The 15,347-nt window shown below is 71.2% G+C and carries 12 protein-coding genes; 3 read left to right on the forward strand and 9 right to left on the reverse strand.

The window, feature by feature from the left end:
- Positions 1-26: 26 nt before the first annotated feature.
- From ASE56_RS02095 to ASE56_RS02105, 3 genes are all read right to left on the reverse strand, one after another.
- Positions 27-1,400 (reverse strand): cytochrome b/b6 domain-containing protein, encoded by a 1,374-nt coding sequence (locus ASE56_RS02095; protein ID WP_235556907.1) that lies wholly within the window; start codon positions 1,398-1,400, stop codon positions 27-29.
- 618 nt (positions 1,401-2,018) lie between these two features.
- Positions 2,019-2,996 carry an electron transfer flavoprotein subunit alpha/FixB family protein gene (locus tag ASE56_RS02100; protein ID WP_056224496.1) on the reverse strand — a complete coding sequence of 326 codons (978 nt, stop codon included), beginning with the start codon at positions 2,994-2,996 and terminating at the stop codon, positions 2,019-2,021.
- Complete coding sequence (locus tag ASE56_RS02105; RefSeq protein WP_056224497.1) at positions 2,996-3,772, reverse strand: electron transfer flavoprotein subunit beta/FixA family protein; 777 nt, start codon at positions 3,770-3,772, stop codon at positions 2,996-2,998. Before ASE56_RS02105 ends, ASE56_RS02100 begins: the two co-directional genes overlap by 1 nt.
- A gap of 177 nt (positions 3,773-3,949) precedes the next feature.
- Between ASE56_RS02105 and ASE56_RS02110 the strand changes: the two genes are divergently transcribed.
- Complete coding sequence (locus ASE56_RS02110; RefSeq protein WP_056224499.1) at positions 3,950-4,477, forward strand: MarR family winged helix-turn-helix transcriptional regulator; 528 nt, start codon at positions 3,950-3,952, stop codon at positions 4,475-4,477.
- A gap of 109 nt (positions 4,478-4,586) precedes the next feature.
- On the opposite strand, the gene ASE56_RS02115 is transcribed toward ASE56_RS02110, so the two are convergent.
- From ASE56_RS02115 to ASE56_RS02125, 3 genes are all read right to left on the reverse strand, one after another.
- Positions 4,587-5,375, reverse strand: coding sequence for an enoyl-CoA hydratase-related protein (locus ASE56_RS02115; protein ID WP_056224502.1), 789 nt, complete (start codon positions 5,373-5,375; stop codon positions 4,587-4,589).
- 217 nt (positions 5,376-5,592) lie between these two features.
- The gene (locus ASE56_RS02120) at positions 5,593-6,771 is read right to left on the reverse strand and encodes an acyl-CoA dehydrogenase family protein (RefSeq protein WP_056224505.1); all 1,179 of its coding nucleotides are present in this window, start codon (positions 6,769-6,771) and stop codon (positions 5,593-5,595) included.
- Between the two features lie 80 nt (positions 6,772-6,851).
- Positions 6,852-7,586 carry a VIT family protein gene (locus tag ASE56_RS02125; protein WP_056224507.1) on the reverse strand — a complete coding sequence of 245 codons (735 nt, stop codon included), beginning with the start codon at positions 7,584-7,586 and terminating at the stop codon, positions 6,852-6,854.
- A gap of 150 nt (positions 7,587-7,736) precedes the next feature.
- Here ASE56_RS02125 and ASE56_RS02130 point away from each other — a divergent pair, with 150 nt between their 5' ends.
- Positions 7,737-11,483: a choice-of-anchor I family protein gene (locus tag ASE56_RS02130; protein WP_056224508.1), complete on the forward strand. Its 3,747-nt coding sequence runs from the start codon at positions 7,737-7,739 to the stop codon at positions 11,481-11,483.
- A gap of 109 nt (positions 11,484-11,592) precedes the next feature.
- Here the strand turns inward: ASE56_RS02130 and ASE56_RS02135 are convergent, their stop codons facing one another.
- Entirely contained in the window at positions 11,593-12,324 is a 732-nt protein-coding gene (locus ASE56_RS02135) for a Type 1 glutamine amidotransferase-like domain-containing protein (RefSeq protein WP_056224509.1), read from the reverse strand.
- Between the two features lie 108 nt (positions 12,325-12,432).
- On the opposite strand from ASE56_RS02135, the gene ASE56_RS02140 reads away from it, so the two are divergent.
- Positions 12,433-12,867, forward strand: a complete 435-nt coding sequence (locus ASE56_RS02140; protein ID WP_056224510.1) for a GNAT family N-acetyltransferase — start codon at positions 12,433-12,435, stop codon at positions 12,865-12,867.
- A 111-nt stretch (positions 12,868-12,978) separates the two neighbouring features.
- Here ASE56_RS02140 and ASE56_RS02145 read toward each other — a convergent pair whose 3' ends face one another.
- Together ASE56_RS02145 and ASE56_RS02150 are read right to left on the reverse strand one after the other, a co-directional pair.
- Positions 12,979-14,157, reverse strand: a complete 1,179-nt coding sequence (locus ASE56_RS02145) for a thiolase family protein (protein WP_056224511.1) — start codon at positions 14,155-14,157, stop codon at positions 12,979-12,981.
- Complete coding sequence (locus tag ASE56_RS02150; RefSeq protein WP_056224514.1) at positions 14,157-15,341, reverse strand: bifunctional 2-methylcitrate synthase/citrate synthase; 1,185 nt, start codon at positions 15,339-15,341, stop codon at positions 14,157-14,159. The genes ASE56_RS02145 and ASE56_RS02150 overlap by 1 nt, the downstream gene beginning before the upstream one ends.
- Positions 15,342-15,347 lie beyond the last annotated feature (6 nt).

Below are 15,347 nucleotides of genomic sequence, written 5' to 3' on the forward strand. Positions count from 1 at the left end.
CGGGGCGGTCTCGACCCGCGACGGCCTCAGCGCTGCTTGACCTCGCCGAACAGGCGCGCGATCGGCACGAGCACCGCCGGCCGCGCCGCCACCCAGGCCGCGGCCATCACGACGAGCGAGGCGGCGAAGATCAGCAATCCGGTCGGGTCGCTCGTGTAGGCGGCGGGGTCTTCCGATCCGCGCGCGGCGTACATGTGGTTGAGGTTGCGCAGCGCCCCGGTGGCCAGCACGAGCGCGACGTGCACGACGATGAACGCGACGAAGAAAAGCATCGTGGGGAAGTGCACCTTGCGGGCCCACTCGGCTGGGTACAGCTTGTTGAGCCGCTCGGCGTCCTTGGGCCACACCCCCGACAGGCGCACGCCGCTGATGATCGCGAGGGGCGCGGCGACGAAGGTGATCGCGAAGTACGACAACTGCTGCAGGCTGTTGTAGTTCACCCACCCGTTCTCGGTCGGCCAGTCGAGAGAGGCGTACTGCAGGGCGGCCGACAGCGCGTGGGGGAAGACCTCCCACGACGTCGGCACGATCCGCATCCACTGCCCCGTCACGAACAGCAGCACGACGAAGACCACGCCGTTGGCGATCCATAGGATGTCGAGCGCCTGGTGGAACCATAGCGCCAGGCTGATCCGCCGCTTCTTGTTGTTCCGCGGCGACCAGAACGCCGCCGGTCGCTTCTCGCGCCGCACCTGCCACCCGGTGCGGATGATCAGCAGCAGGAAGAAGCTGTTGAGGAAGTGCGACCAGTTCAGCCAGGCCGGAAGACTCACGGGCGCCGACGCGGGCAGGTGGTACTCGCCGGGGAACGCCGCGAGGAACTCCCGCCCGGGCCCGATCGCGAGAACGAAGCGCGCGATCAGCACGGCGATGCCGACGAGAGCCAGCGCGAAGACACCGAGCACCGCGGTCGAGCCGAGCAGCTGCACGGGTGAGAAGTCGGCGAGCCGTGTCTTCGCCCCGGCACGCGGCGGGGCGGTCGGACGCTTCTGCGCGAGGGCGGGCGGCGTCACGCGGTTGCGGGCCGCGGCTCCCGGCCAGACCGTTCGCGGAACGGTGAGGGGCGGGCGCGGGGATGCCACGGCGTCGTTCGCCGACGCGGCGGGGCTCACCTCGTGGTCGTCGATCGAAGCGGTGGACGCCGCCACCGTCTCGCCGGAACGCGCCGCCGTCCCCGCTTCCGCGCCGGAGTCGGTTCCGCTCACCGTCGCGGGCGCCGGCGTCTCGGCATCCGCTCCGGACTCGGGTGCGCTCACCGACATCGCACGAGCGGGCTCGACGTCTCCGATTCCGGCGCGATTCTCCTCTTCGGCAGCGGCGGGCTGCGCGGCAGAGGGCGGAATGGCGGATGCCGGCGGCCAGGGCGCTCCGCCGGGCTCGCGCGGGAGTCCCCGACGCACGCCGGTCGACTCCTCGCCCACCGGGGTCGCGGAATCCGATCCAGGAGCGGACGCGTGGGCATTCCGGGCCTCGGGGCCGGATCCGCTCGCCCTCACGGGCGCCGGGGTGCCGGCATCCGCTCTCGAATCCGATCCACGCACCGGGATCGGGCGCGCGGGGTCGGTCGATCCTGTCCCGGCGCGATTCCCCGATGCTGATGCGGCACCGGGACGCTCCGCGATGGGCGGAACGGTGGATGCCGGGGGCCACGGCTCCCCGCCGGGCTCGCGCGGCAGCCCGCGCCGCACACTCCCCGCCGGAGAATCCGCCGCGGCCGGCGCAGGCGCGGTTGGCGCCCCGGCCGCCGGCGACCCGGGAGCGGGCGACGCCTCGACCTCGGGCGAGGCAGGAGCGGCCGACGCAGAGGCAGGGGCTTCGGACGGCTGCACCGGATGTGCACCCACGGGCGCCTCGGGGGCGGATCCGTCGCGCGGACCCGCATCCGTCGCGCTCGCGACCGCATCCGTGCCCTCCGCCCCGTCGCCGACTGCGGGCGCGTCCGAGGCCGCGGGCGGCCAGGGCTCCCCGCCGGGGGTGCGCGGCAGCCCGCGTCGCGGGGTGCGGGGTGTGGACGCCATCTACTCTCGGGAGGACTTCTTCTGGGCGTCGAGCGCGCTGATGAGCTGCGGGACGACGGTGAACAGATCTCCGACGATACCGAAGTCGGCGATCTCGAAGATGGGGGCTTCCGGGTTCTTGTCGATCGCGACGATCGTGCGCGCTGTCTGCATGCCCGCGCGGTGCTGGATGGCCCCCGAGATGCCGAGCGCGACGTACAGCCGCGGCGACACCGTGACCCCGGTCTGCCCGACCTGGGCGGCGGCGGGCACGTAGCCCGCGTCGACCGCGGCCCGCGAGGCGCCGACCGCAGCACCGAGAACATCGGCGAGCTGCTCGACGAGCGCGAAGTCCTCGCGCGAACCCACGCCTCGACCGCCGGCGACGACCGCCGCGGCCCCGCGCAGTTCGGGACGCGACGAGGCGACGGCGGTCTCGGCGAACCCTTCGATGCGGGCGTGGGGAGTTCCGGATGCCGCGACCTCGAGGCTCTCGACCACGAGCGGTCGCGCGTCGAGACGTGCCTCGACGGAGCCGGGGCGGAGCGTGGCGACGAGGGGGCCGAAGGTGGGAGCCCCGTCCACGGTGAAGGCCCCACCGAAGGCCGCGTGATGGGCGACGACACCGAGGTCATCGCGGCCGACGCCGACGACGTCGGTGGCGAGGGGCATGCGCAGGCGCGCGACCAGGCGCGCGAGCGCGTCGCGCGACTCGACGGCGTGCGAGGCGAGCACCAGATCGGGATTCTCTCTCGCCACCGCCGCGGCGAGCGCGTCGACGACCGGACCGGTCAGGGCGTCGGCGTCGGTGACGGCGGTGAGCACGCGCGTCGCGCCGAGCGCGGCCGCCTCGGACGACGCCTTCTCGAGGGAATCGGCGGTCGAGGCGACCAGAGCGACGGGGTCTCCGACGGTCGCGGCGGCGGCGAGCAGGCCCGGAGCGGAGGCGGCCAGCGCCCCGCCGGGCAGCACCTCGAGCAGCACGAGAGCGGTGGCCATCACGCCACCCCCTCGGCCACGAGGAAGGCCGCGAGTCTCTCGCCCGCATCTCCCTCGTCCACGATCTTCGTGCCGGACGCGCGCGGCGGCCTCTCGGCGACGGAGAGCATGATGTACCGCGCGACCGCGGGATCCTCGACCTCGACGCCGAGTTCGGCGGCATCCAGGGTCTCGTACGGCTTCTTCTTGGCCGCCATGATTCCCTTGAACGTCGTGAACCGCCCCTCGGGCATCGCCTCGGTGATCGACACGACGGCCGGAAGCTCGGCGGACACCCGCATGGTCCCCGCGTCACTGACACGGTCGCCCGAGACGGCGTCGTCGGACACGTCGAGGCTCGACAGGGCCGTGAGCTGCGGAACGCCCAGCAGCTCGGCGACCATCGCCGGCAGCACGCCCCCTCCGCCGTCGGTCGACAGGTTCCCCGCGATGACCAGATCGAAGCCGGTGCGCCGGATGGCCGCGGCGAGCACCTCGGCGGTGAGCATGAGGTCCGCCCCGCGCAGAGTGTCGTCGACCACGTGCACGGCCGAGGTCGCCCCCATCGCGAGGGCCTTGCGTACGGTCGCGGTCGCGGTGGCCGGCGCCATGGTGACCACCACGACCTCGGTGCCCGTGTGTCCGTCGGCGTAGGCCAGGGCGGCCTCGACGGCCCGCTCGTCGATCTCGTCAAGCACGGCGGCAGCGCCCGCGCGGTCGGTCAGCCCGGTCTCGAGGTCGAGCCGGCGCTCACCCCAGGTGTCGGGCACTTCTTTGATCAGGACCACGATCTTCATCGACGGGGCTCCTTCGGTGAGGGGGCGGATGCCGCGACCCCGCGGCAACGGGAGAGTTCAGGGCGCGTGGTGGTCGGTGGCTCCAGCCGCGAACGCCAGGTCCCCGAGCCCGTCGAAGCGACCGGATGCCGCGTACCCGAGCCGCGCGAGCGGTACCGTGAATCGCGAGGAGGACCGATGACGCGACGACTGCCTGTCGACCCGATCGCCGAGGCGAAGCGCCAGTGGCTCGCGCACGGCTGGCACGACGCCGCCGACGGCATGACCGTGGTGACCTCGGTGATCCGCGCGCACCAGCTGTTGATGGCGGCGATCGACCGCGCGCTCAAGCCCTTCGACCTGTCGTTCTCGCGCTTCGAGATGCTGCGGCTGCTCGCCTTCACGCGAGAGGGGCGGATGCCGATGGCCAGCGCCATCGCGCGCCTGCAGGTGCATCCGACGAGCGTCACGAACACGGTCGAGCGGCTCGCTCGCGACGGGTACGTGACGCGCGAGCCGCATCCGACCGACGGCCGCGCGGCGCTGCTCGCGCTGACCGACGAGGGGCGGAAGCGAGTCGATGAGGCCACGGACGCGCTCAACATCGTGTTCGCCGACCTCGGCCTCGACGACGACGACGCGACGGCGCTCGTGCGGATCATCGCGCGCTTCCGCAAGGGTGCGGGCGACTTCGCCGACCCGGCTCCCGTGCCCGATCCGCTCTGAGCCGGCGCGATCCCTGGCGCCGCGCTCCGCGATGCGCGCGGGCGGGCGGACGACAGCGCACCGCCGCGGGCGTTCTCACCCGTGACTCGCTCCCGCCACCCGCGCCCGCTCATCGGTGCGTGAACGACGGCGCGCGCTTCTCGCGGAACGCCGCCATCCCCTCTTTCTGATCGGCGGTGTCGAACAGGGCCGCGAAGGCCTGGCGCTCGAACCGCACGCCCTCGGCGAGGGTCGACTCCAGGGCGACGTCGAGCGCCGCCTTCGCCGCGTACAGCGCGGGCAGCGGCTTCTCGGCGATCGTCTGCGCAACCTTCTCGGCCTCATCGAGCAGGTCGGCGGACGGCACGATGCGCGAGACGAGACCCGCCCGTTCGGCCTCGGCGGCGTCGATCATGCGGCCGGTCAGCACGAGCTCGGCGGCCTTGTAGTACCCCAGGGCGCGCACGAGTCGTTGCGTGCCGCCCATGCCCGGGATCACGCCCAACTGCACCTCGGGCTGGCCGAACCTCGCCCGATCCGAGGCCAGGATTACGTCGCACATGAGGGCGAGCTCGCATCCGCCGCCGAGGGCATACCCCGACACCGCGGCGATCACCGGAGTGCGCACGGCGGCGAACCGTGACCACGCGCCGAAGTGGTCGGTGAGCATCATGTCGAGACCCGACTTCTGCTCCATCTCCTTGATGTCGGCGCCCGCGGCGAAGGCCTTCTCGCTGCCGGTCACCACGATCGCCCCGACACCGTCATCGGCGTCGAAGGCTTCGGCGGCGGCGACCACGTCGCGCATCGACTGCGTGTTGAGGGCGTTCAGCGCCTCGGGCCGGTCGAGGAAGATCCACCCCACGCGCCCCCGCTGCTCGACGCGGATCGTCTCGTATCCGGCATCCGGCTCGGTCATGGTGACTCCCGTCGTCTCGAGTGATGGTCGCAGCGGTTTCGCCCGCCCTCGAATGCTCGCACGCCCCACCGACATCGATCGAGGGTCTTGCCGCGGCGCGTCGGCGTCGGCGCTGTCCGCGGTGGCGTCGGCCGGGTTCGGGGCGGATCCTGCCGTTCGGGGCAGGGAATTCACGCCCCGAGTGACGGAATCCGCCCCGAACCGAACACGGCGCACCTCACGCGGCGAGGACGCTGCGGCCGACGATGAGCCGCATGATCTCGTTGGTCCCCTCGAGGATCTGGTGCACGCGCAGATCGCGCACGACCTTCTCGATGCCGTAGTCCTGCAGGTAGCCGTAGCCGCCGTGCAGCTGCAGCGATTCGTTGGCGACGCGGAAGCCGACGTCGGTCGCGAACCTCTTCGCCATGGCGCACCGGGTCGCGGCATCCGGAGCCTTCGCATCGAGCGCGGTCGCCGCATCGCGCACGAGCAGTCGCGCGGCTTCGAGCTCGGTCGCCATGTCGGCCACCGCGAACACGACCGATTGCTTCTCGGCGAGGGCTTCGCCGAACGTGAAGCGCTCGTGCACGTAGGAGATCGCACGGTCGAGCGCCCAGCGCGCCCCGCCGATCGAGCACGTGGCGATGTTGAGGCGGCCGCCGTTGAGGGCGTTCATCGCGATCGAGAAGCCGCGCCCCTCACCGCCGAGCAGATTCTCGGCGGAAACGCGCACCTCGTCGAGGATCACGGGGCGGGTGGGCTGAGCGTTCCACCCCATCTTCTTCTCGTTCGGTCCGAACGACAGCCCCTTGGCGTCGGCGGGAACGATGAAGGCGCTGATCCCGCGTGCTCCGGGCTCCCCGGTCCGCGCCATGACGACGTAGACCGACGCCTCGCCGGCGCCCGAGATGAACTGCTTGACCCCCGTCAGCACGTAGGTCTCGCCGTGCCGGATGGCCGAGGTGGCGATGGCCGCGGCATCCGACCCGGCACCCGGTTCGGTGAGGCAGTAGGCGCCGAGGTCTTCCATGGCCACCAGCGACGGCAGCCACCGCTCGCGCTGCTCGGCGGTGCCGTACGTGTCGATCATCCACGCCACCATGTTGTGGATCGTGATGTAGGCCGTGACCGTCGGGTCGCCGTAGGCGAGCTCCTCGAAGATCGCCACCGCGTCGGCACGCGACAGCCCGGCGCCGCCCACGTCGTCGTTGACGTAGACGCCGCCGAGACCCAGCTCCCCCGCGCGGCGCAGCACGTCGCGGGGGAAGTGCTTCTCGGCATCCCATTCGAGGGTGTGCGGGGCGAACTCGGTCGCGGCGAAGTCGCGCACGGCGTCGAGGATGGCGTCGCGCTCGTCGGAACTCAGGGTGCCGGTCGACGGGGCGTCGAGCGCGGGAGCAGGGGTGGTGTCCATGCGGCTCTCCTTCGGAAGGCGACGGCGTCGTCGCTCCCCTCAGATTAGCTGGACGTCCTACTAATTGATAGAGGTACCGACTACGAGGCGGAGACCCCGAACAACGCACCGACCGCGTAGGTCGCGGCGAGCGCGAGCGCCCCGCCGATCACCGTGCGCAGCACCGCCCGCCCGCGCCGCGCCCCACCGAGCACGGCGGCGACGTAGCCCGTGATCGCGAGCGCGATGAGCACGGCGACGAAGGTGAGCGGAACGCGGATCTCGACCGGCGCGAGCAGGATCGTCGCGAGCGGCAAGAGGGCGCCGATGGTGAAGGCGACCGCCGACGCGAAGGCCGCGGCCCACGGGCTCACGACGTCTTCGGCGTCGATGTTCAGCTCGACCGAGAGGTGGGCCTTGAGGGCGTCGGATGCCGTGAGCTCGTTCGCCACGCGCGTCGCGGTGTCGCGAGACAGACCCTGCGCCTCGTACATGCCCACGAGCTCGGCGAGCTCGGCCTCGGGATCTTCGGCGAGCTCGCGCTTCTCTTTCTGAATGAGGGCGTGCTCGCTGTCGCGCTGGCTCGACACGGAGACGTACTCACCGAGCGCCATCGAGATGGCGCCACCGACGAGGGCGGCGAGACCCGCGACGAGCACCGGACCGGTGTCGCTCGTGGCGCCCGCGACACCGACAACGACCGCGGCGGTCGAGACGATGCCGTCGTTGGCGCCGAGCACGCCGGCGCGCAGCCAGTTGAGTCGTTGGGAGAGTCCCTGGCGGTGGGGCTCATCGGGGTGCGCGCCGGGGGCGGCCGCCGAGACGTTCTCACTCATGCGACGAGGGTAAGACCGCCCGGAGGCATCGGGGACCCACGCCGGCGCGTTCCCCCCCCGTTCAGCGGGTCGTCACGAACTGCAGGCAAAATCCACAAGATCGCGCCGCCCGCGCGGGTCGTTCCCCCACCCGAACCCGAGGACACAGCCATGCCTTCGACCTTCCTCCGCCGCGCCGCCGCGTTCACCGCGACGACCGCGGCGGTGTGCGCGCTCGCCCTGTCGAGCGCCACCGCGGCCTCCGCCGCGATCGTCCCCCAGCCCGTCTCGAACAGCGCCGCCGGTGCCGCCCTGTCGGTCACTCCGGTCGGCTCCTACGACACCGGCGTCTACAAGGAATCCGCGGCCGAGATCGTCCAGGCCTACCGCGACCGCCTCTTCGTCGTCAACGCGCAAGCCGGTACCGTGACGGTGCTCGACAACAGCGACCCCAAGAAGCCGGTCAAGCTGTTCGACATCTCCTCGAACGGTGTCGCCAACTCGGTCGCGGTCCGCGACGACGGCCTCGGCGTCATCGCCTTCGAAGCGACCACGAAGACCGACCCCGGTCACCTCGTCTTCTTCGACGCCAACAAGACGGATGCCGCGAGCGCGAAGCTCGGCGAGGTCACCGTCGGCGCTCTTCCCGACATGGTGACCTTCTCGAAGGACGGCTCCTACGCCGTCGTCGCCAACGAGGGCGAGCCGGCGGCGAACTTCTCGGTCGACCCCGAGGGCTCGGTCAGCGTCATCGCGCTGTCGTCCGCGCTCTCTGCCCCCGCGCAGAGCGCCGTCAAGACGGCGGGCTTCCGCGCCTTCGAGCCCGGCGGGAGCAAGACGCTCGACTCCAAGGTTCGCGTGTTCGGCCCCGACGTCGCCGCCCCGAACCAGGGTGCCGAGCCCCTGTCGACCAACCGCGTCTCGCGCAACCTCGAGCCGGAGTACATCACGACCGACGGCACCGTGGCCTACGTCACCCTGCAGGAGAACAACGCCGTCGCGACGGTGGATCTCACGAAGGCCGAGGTGACCGGCATCCTGCCCCTCGGCTACAAGGACTGGGGCACCGTCGGACTCGACCCGAGCGACAAGGACGGCGCGAACATTCGCACCGTCGCGGGCCTGAAGGGCCTGTACATGCCGGACGGGATCGCGTCGTACTCGGCGACCACCAACGGCAAGGCGGCGACGTACCTCGTCACCGCGAACGAGGGCGACGGCCGCGAGTGGGGCACGTTCACCGACGAGGCCCGCATCAAGGACCTCGGCAAGAACGGCCTCGGCGCGGTCTGCGCCACCTCACCGCTGGCCGGCCGCTCGGCCGACACCGACCTCGGTCGGCTGAAGGTCGTGACCGACCTCGGCAAGACCGCCGACGGCTGCTACAGCGAGCTCTACGCCTACGGCGGCCGCTCGTTCTCGATCTGGGACACCAAGGGTGCGCTCGTCTTCGACTCGGGCGACCAGTTCGAGCAGAAGCTCAAAGAGGTCGCCCCGCAGCTGTTCAACGTCTCGAACGACAACAACACCGTCGACGACCGCAGCGACGACAAGGGCCCCGAGCCCGAGAACGTCACGATCGGCGTGGTCGACGGTCGCACCTACGCCTTCATCGGCCTCGAGCGCGCGGGCGGCGTGATGGTCTACGACATCACCGACCCGACCACGGCGACGTACGTCACCTACGTCAACAACCGCAACGCCGCAGCCGACGTCAAGACGGCCGCCGCCGGAGACCTCGGCCCCGAGGGCATCGCCTTCGTGTCGGCCCTGCGTTCGCCGACCGGCGTGCCGCTGCTGGTCACCGGCAACGAGGTCTCGGGCACCACCACCGTGTTCGAGGTCCGCCCGACGCAGCCGAAGACGCCCGACCTGCAGATCCTCACGATCAATGACTTCCACGGGCGCCTGCTCCAGGAGACCGGGGGCGTCGCGGGCGCAGGCGTGCTCGCGGGGGCGGTCGAGAAGTACCGCCAGCAGAACCCGAACACGCTGTTCGTGTCGGCGGGTGACAACATCGGCGCGAGCGCCTTCGAGTCGTTCATCGACCAGGACACCCCGACGATCGAAGCCCTCCGGGCCGCGACGCTCGATGTCAGCGCGGTGGGCAACCACGAGTTCGACCGCGGCTTCGCCGACCTCACCGGACGAGTCATCCAGAAGTACGAGGCCGATCCGAACGCAGATGCCTTCAGCGACTTCGCCCTCGGGGCCAACGTCTACAACAAGGGCACGAAGACCCCCGCTCTGAAGCCGTACACGATCAAGCAGGTCGGCAACACGAAGGTCGCGTTCGTCGGCACCGTGACGCCCCAGACCGCGGGCATGGTCGACCCGTCGAAGATCACCACGATCGAGTTCGGTGACGAGACCGAGGCCATCAACCGCGAGGCGAAGAACGCCCGCGCGGCGGGTGCCGACATCGTCATCGTCCTGGTTCACGACGGCTCCGAGAGCACGGACTGCACCACGATCGCCACCGAGACGACCGACTTCGGCGCCGTCGTCCGCGGCGCCTCGGCCGATGTGAACGCGATCGTCTCGGCGCACACGCACCAGAAGTACTCGTGCACCATCGGCGGTCGCTCGGTCATCCAGACCGGCTCGTACGGCACGAACCTCGGCACGCTCGACATCGATCTGAATGCCGACGGCACGCTCGCCTCGATCACGCCCGGTGTGCGCTCGCTGCTCGACCCCGCGGTGACGCAGTACATCGCCTATCCGCAGGCGGCGACGGCGAAGATCGTGGCCGAGGCCAAGGCCACCGCCGAGACGAAGGGCAAGGTCGAGGTCGGCACCATCACCGCCGACATCACCCGCGCGAAGAACGGCTCCGGAGGTGAAGACCGCGGCGCGTACTCCACCCTCGGCAACACCGTGGCCGACGTCTACCTCTGGGCCACGAGCGAGAACCCCTCATTCAACGGACAGGACGCACAGATCGCGTTCATGAACCCCGGCGGCCTGCGCGCCGACCTGCTTTACGGTTCCGACAACGGTTCGGTCTCGTACCGCGAGGCGGCGAACGTGCAGCCCTTCGGCAACACCCTCGTGACGCTCTCGCTCACGGGGGCCCAGCTGAAGCAGGTGCTCGAGCAGCAGTGGCAGCCCTCGGGTGCCGCGCGACCGGTTCTCGCGCTCGGCGTCTCGAAGGGCTTCACCTTCGAATACGACCCGAACGCCGCCGCCGGCTCACACATCACGTCGGTCCAGCTGAACGGAAAGGCGATCGACGAAAAGGCGTCCTACCGCGTCGTGACCAACTCGTTCCTGGCGGCCGGCGGCGACAACTTCACCGCCTTCGCACAGGGCACGAGCAAGGCCGACTCCGGTCAGATCGACCTGCAGGCCACCGTCGACTTCTTCACCGCGAAGAAGAGCATCGCCCCGTCGCCGCTGGGTCGGGCCTACCTGACCGGCACGAAGCCCGTCGACGAGGGAACTGCCACGCCGACGCCGACCCCGACCCCGACCCCGACGACGAGCCCCACGGGTCAGCCCGGCGGCACCCCGACGTCGTCGCCGTCGACCTCGGTCACGGTGAGTGCGAGCGCGACCCGCGTCGAGCAGGGCGGATCGTTCACGGTCACCGTCTCGGGGCTGAACGCGGGCGAGCAGCTGACGGCCACGCTGAACAGCACGCCGATCGTCATCACCGGCATCCCGGCCGCCGATGCCTCGGGCACGGTGACCTTCCGGGTGGGCGTACCCGCGGCTCTCGAGCCCGGCGCGCACACGGTCGTCATCGCGCGCGCCGACGGCACCGTGCTCCCCGCGCTCACGATCCAGGTCGCCCGCGCGGGCACTCTCGCCGCGACCGGGGCACAGGGCCCCTGGGGCATCGCCCTCGCGGGCGGCATGCTCGTGGTCGCGGGCGGTCTCGCCTTCGCACTACGCCGACGTCGCACGGTCTGACGCTGGACAGCGGAACGGCCCTCACCCGATGGGGTGGGGGCCGTTCCCCTTCGCGTGAGGGGTCAGATAGTGTCGCCCGGACGCGCGGGAGGCGACGCTTATCGACCCCTCACGCGGGTGAGACGTCTGTGCGGAGCACCTGGACGTGCACTCCGGATGCCGCGGACTCGACGCGCCAGACCTGCCCACTGCCCCGGACGGCCGGGGCCGCCTGCGCCGACATCACCAGGGCCGTGTGCTCGTCGATCGCCACGCCCTCGGCGACGAGCCCCGCGTCGATCGCGGCCACGAGGCGCGACACGGTCCCCCACTGGGCGGCGTGCACGTCGACGGCGAAGTCCAGAAGCCCCAGGCCCGGGCGCACCTCGACCTCCTCGAGCTCTTCGGCCGCGTCCTCCGAGCCGACCTCGACTCCGCGCACGCGGTATCCGCCGACGAGCGCGGGCCCGGCGGCGATCGCCGATCCGGCCGAGAACCCCGCGTACGGGACTCCCTCGCGGACGCGGTCGGTCACGGCATCCCGGATCTTTTCGAATGCGTCCAGGTACGCCGGAGTCAGGCCGCCGCCCACGATCAGAGCATCGGCCTCGAGCGCCGCGGCCGCGAAGACCTCACCCTCGACGATCGACTCGACGCGGATCTCCGCCGCTGCCGCGCCCGCGCTCTCGAGCATCGCCGTGAAGCGCGCGACCGACGAATCGTCGTCGGCTTCGAGCACGAGCAGCAGCGCGATCTCGGGCGCGCGATCCGCGGCTCGCTGTCGCGCCTCGGCGACGAAAGGACGCAGAAGCTCGCCGCAGCGCGCGACATCGCGCCCGCCGCCCAGAAGGAACACGCTCATACGACCAGTATCCCGGGGCCGCGCCGCGCGTGAGTCGCCAGAATGTGTCGCTTCAACCGGCCCGCCGGCGACAGAATCTGGCGACTCACGCGGTTCTAGGCTTCAGGGGTGGAGTTTCGCCTGCGCCCGGCCGTCGCCGGTGACATCGAGTGGCTCGTCGAGCTGCGCGCCGAGGTGCTGCGCGCCGACCTCGAACGCCTCGGCCGCTTCGACGAACATCGCGTGCGCCAGCGCCTGCGCGACGGCTTCCACCCGGAGCGGACGCGCATCATCGTCGTCGACGGGGCGGATGCCGGCTCCATCACGGTCCGGCCCGACGGAGCGAGCCGCTGGATCGAGCACTTCTACCTGGCATCCGCGCTGCAGGGTCGCGGCGTCGGCGGCGCCGTGCTGGCACAGGTGCTGGCCGAACCGCACGACGGCCCGACGCGCCTGAACGTGCTGCAGGGCAGCCCCGCCCGCCGCCTCTACGAGCGCGCCGGCTTCACCCTCGACTCCGAAGACGAGGTCGACGTGTTCCTGTCCCTCACGCCTCCCGCGTGAGGGGACGGACCGAACCCGCACCCCGCGTGAGGGGTCGTTTCCTGTCGCCTGGAGCGCGGCCAGGCGACACTTTCTGACCCCTCGCGCGAGCGCGCGAGCGCCCGCCCCGGGTCAGTACCGCCGCAACAGCGCCGCGAGGGCCTGACCGCCGCCGATGCACATCGTCACGACCGCGTACTCGAGGTCGCGGCGCTGCAGGTCGAGGGCCGCGCGCACGGTGAGGATCGCGCCCGTCGCTCCGACCGGGTGGCCGAGGGCGATCGCCCCGCCGTAGGGGTTCACCTTCTCGGGGTCGAGGCCGCCGTCGCGGATGACCGCGACCGCCTGGGCAGCGAAGGCCTCGTTCAGTTCGATCACGTCGACGTCGGCGGGGGTGAGCCCCGTCTGCTCCCACAGCCGCTGCAGGGCGATGACCGGGGCGTAGCCCATGATCTCGGGGTCGACGCCCGCGGTGGTCACGGCCTCGAGGGTCGCCAGTCCGGTCAATCCGCGCTCGCGCACGTCGTCCTCGCGCATCAGCACCGTCGCTGCCGCACCGTCGTTGATGCCCGAGGAGTTGCCGGCGGTGACCGAGCCGTCCTTCTCGAACGCCGGTCGCAGCCCGGCCAGCGCCTCGAGAGTCGTCCCCGGCCGCGGGTGCTCGTCGACCGAGACCTCGACCGATTTCCGGCCACCGGTGGTCACGGGCACGATCTCTTCCGAGAAGGCCGCGCGCGCGGCATCCGTCGCAGCTCTCCGCTGACTCTCGACGGCGAAAGCGTCCTGTTCTTCTCGGGAGACGGAGAATCGGGATGCCACGACCTCGGCCGTCGTTCCCATGTGCCGACCGCTGAACGGGTCGGTGAGGATCGCGAGCGTGCCGTCGAGCAGCGTCCGGTCGCCGAGGCGGGAGTTGCCCCGCGCGCCGTACTCGAGGAAGGGCGTGCGCGACATGCTCTCGTCGCCCCCGGCCACGGCGACGTCGATGCCGCCCCACCGCAGTTCTTGAGCCGCCGACCAGATGGCTTGCAGGCCCGAGCCGCAGAGGCGGTTCACCGTGAAAGCGGGCACGCGCGTGGGCAGTCCCGCGGCGAGCGCGACGCGACGCGCGTTGTAGGCGTCGGGGCCGTTCTGGGCGATGCAACCCATGACGACCTCGTCGACGTCGTCTTTCGCGACGCCGGCGCGACGCAGGGCCTCCGAGACCGCGACCGCACCGAGCTCGTACGCGTCGACGCCCGACAGGGCGCCGCCGAACGACCCGATGGGCGTGCGCGCTCCCGAGACGAGGACGATCTTCGGCGCCGACATCAGCCCGCGGCTTCCTCGGGGCGTGCCTGGGCCTCAAGGTCATCGGCATCCGGAACGTAGCCCTCGATGTGCCGCTCGTCGGCGCCGACGTACTCCGACAGCGGGCGGATCAGCGCGTTCGAGGCCTGCTGCTCGCGGATGTGCGCGGTCCAGCCCGTCACGCGCGCCGCGACGAACAGCGGGGTGAAGGTCAGGGTGTCGAAGCCCATCAGGTCGTAGGCGGGCCCCGAGGGGTAGTCGAGGTTCGGGTAGATGCCCTTGCGCTCGACGAACTGCGACTCGAGGGCGTCGTAGAGGGCGGCGACGTCGGGGCGGTCGTAGTGCTCCACCAGGGTGTCGAGCGCGGCCTTCATCGTGGGGACGCGCGAGTCTCCCCGCTTGTAGACGCGGTGGCCGAAGCCCATGATCTTGCGCTTCTCGGCGAGGGCGGTGTCGAGCCACGGCCCGACGTTCTCGGCCGAGCCGATCTCGGTGAACACGTGCAGCACGGCCTCGTTCGCACCGCCGTGCAGCGAGCCCTTGAGGGCGCCGATCGCGCCGACGACGGCGGAGTAGAGGTCGCTGAGGGTCGACGCGATCACGCGCGCCGTGAAGGTCGAGGCGTTGAAGGAGTGCTCGGCGTACAGGATCATCGAGCGGTTGAACGCGTCGACGACGACCTCGTCGGCCTCCTCGCCGAACGTCATCCAGAGGAAGTTCGCCGCGTAGTCCAGGTCGCCCCGCGGTTCGATGAGCTCTTCGCCGCGGCGGCGGCGCTGGCCGTACGCGACCACGGCCGGCAGCTGCGCCCACAGGCGGATGCTGCGCTCGAGGTTCTCTTCGGGGGTGCCCACGGCATCCATCACGTTCGAGATCCCGGCCGTCTCGCGAGCACCGATGACGCTGACGGCGGTGCGCACCTCGTCCATCGGGTGGGCGCTCGTGGGCAGCAGGTCGATCGCGGCGCGGACGTCGTCGGTCAACGCCCGGTGCGCTCGCTCGGTCTTTCGCAGGTCGGCGAGCTGCGCGGCATCCGGAAGCTCTCCGTTCCACAGTAGAAACGCCACCGCCTCGAACGACTGCGTGGCCGCGAGCTCCTGCACGGGGTAGCCCCGGTACAGCAGGCTGTTCGTTTCGGGGTTCACCTTGCTGACGGCGGTCTCGTCGACCGTGACCCCGGCGAGGCCCTTCTTGATGTCGGTCATCGTCTC

The sequence above is a fragment of the Microbacterium sp. Leaf203 genome (genome assembly GCF_001421275.1).
In the GTDB taxonomy this organism is placed as follows: domain Bacteria; phylum Actinomycetota; class Actinomycetes; order Actinomycetales; family Microbacteriaceae; genus Microbacterium; species Microbacterium testaceum_A.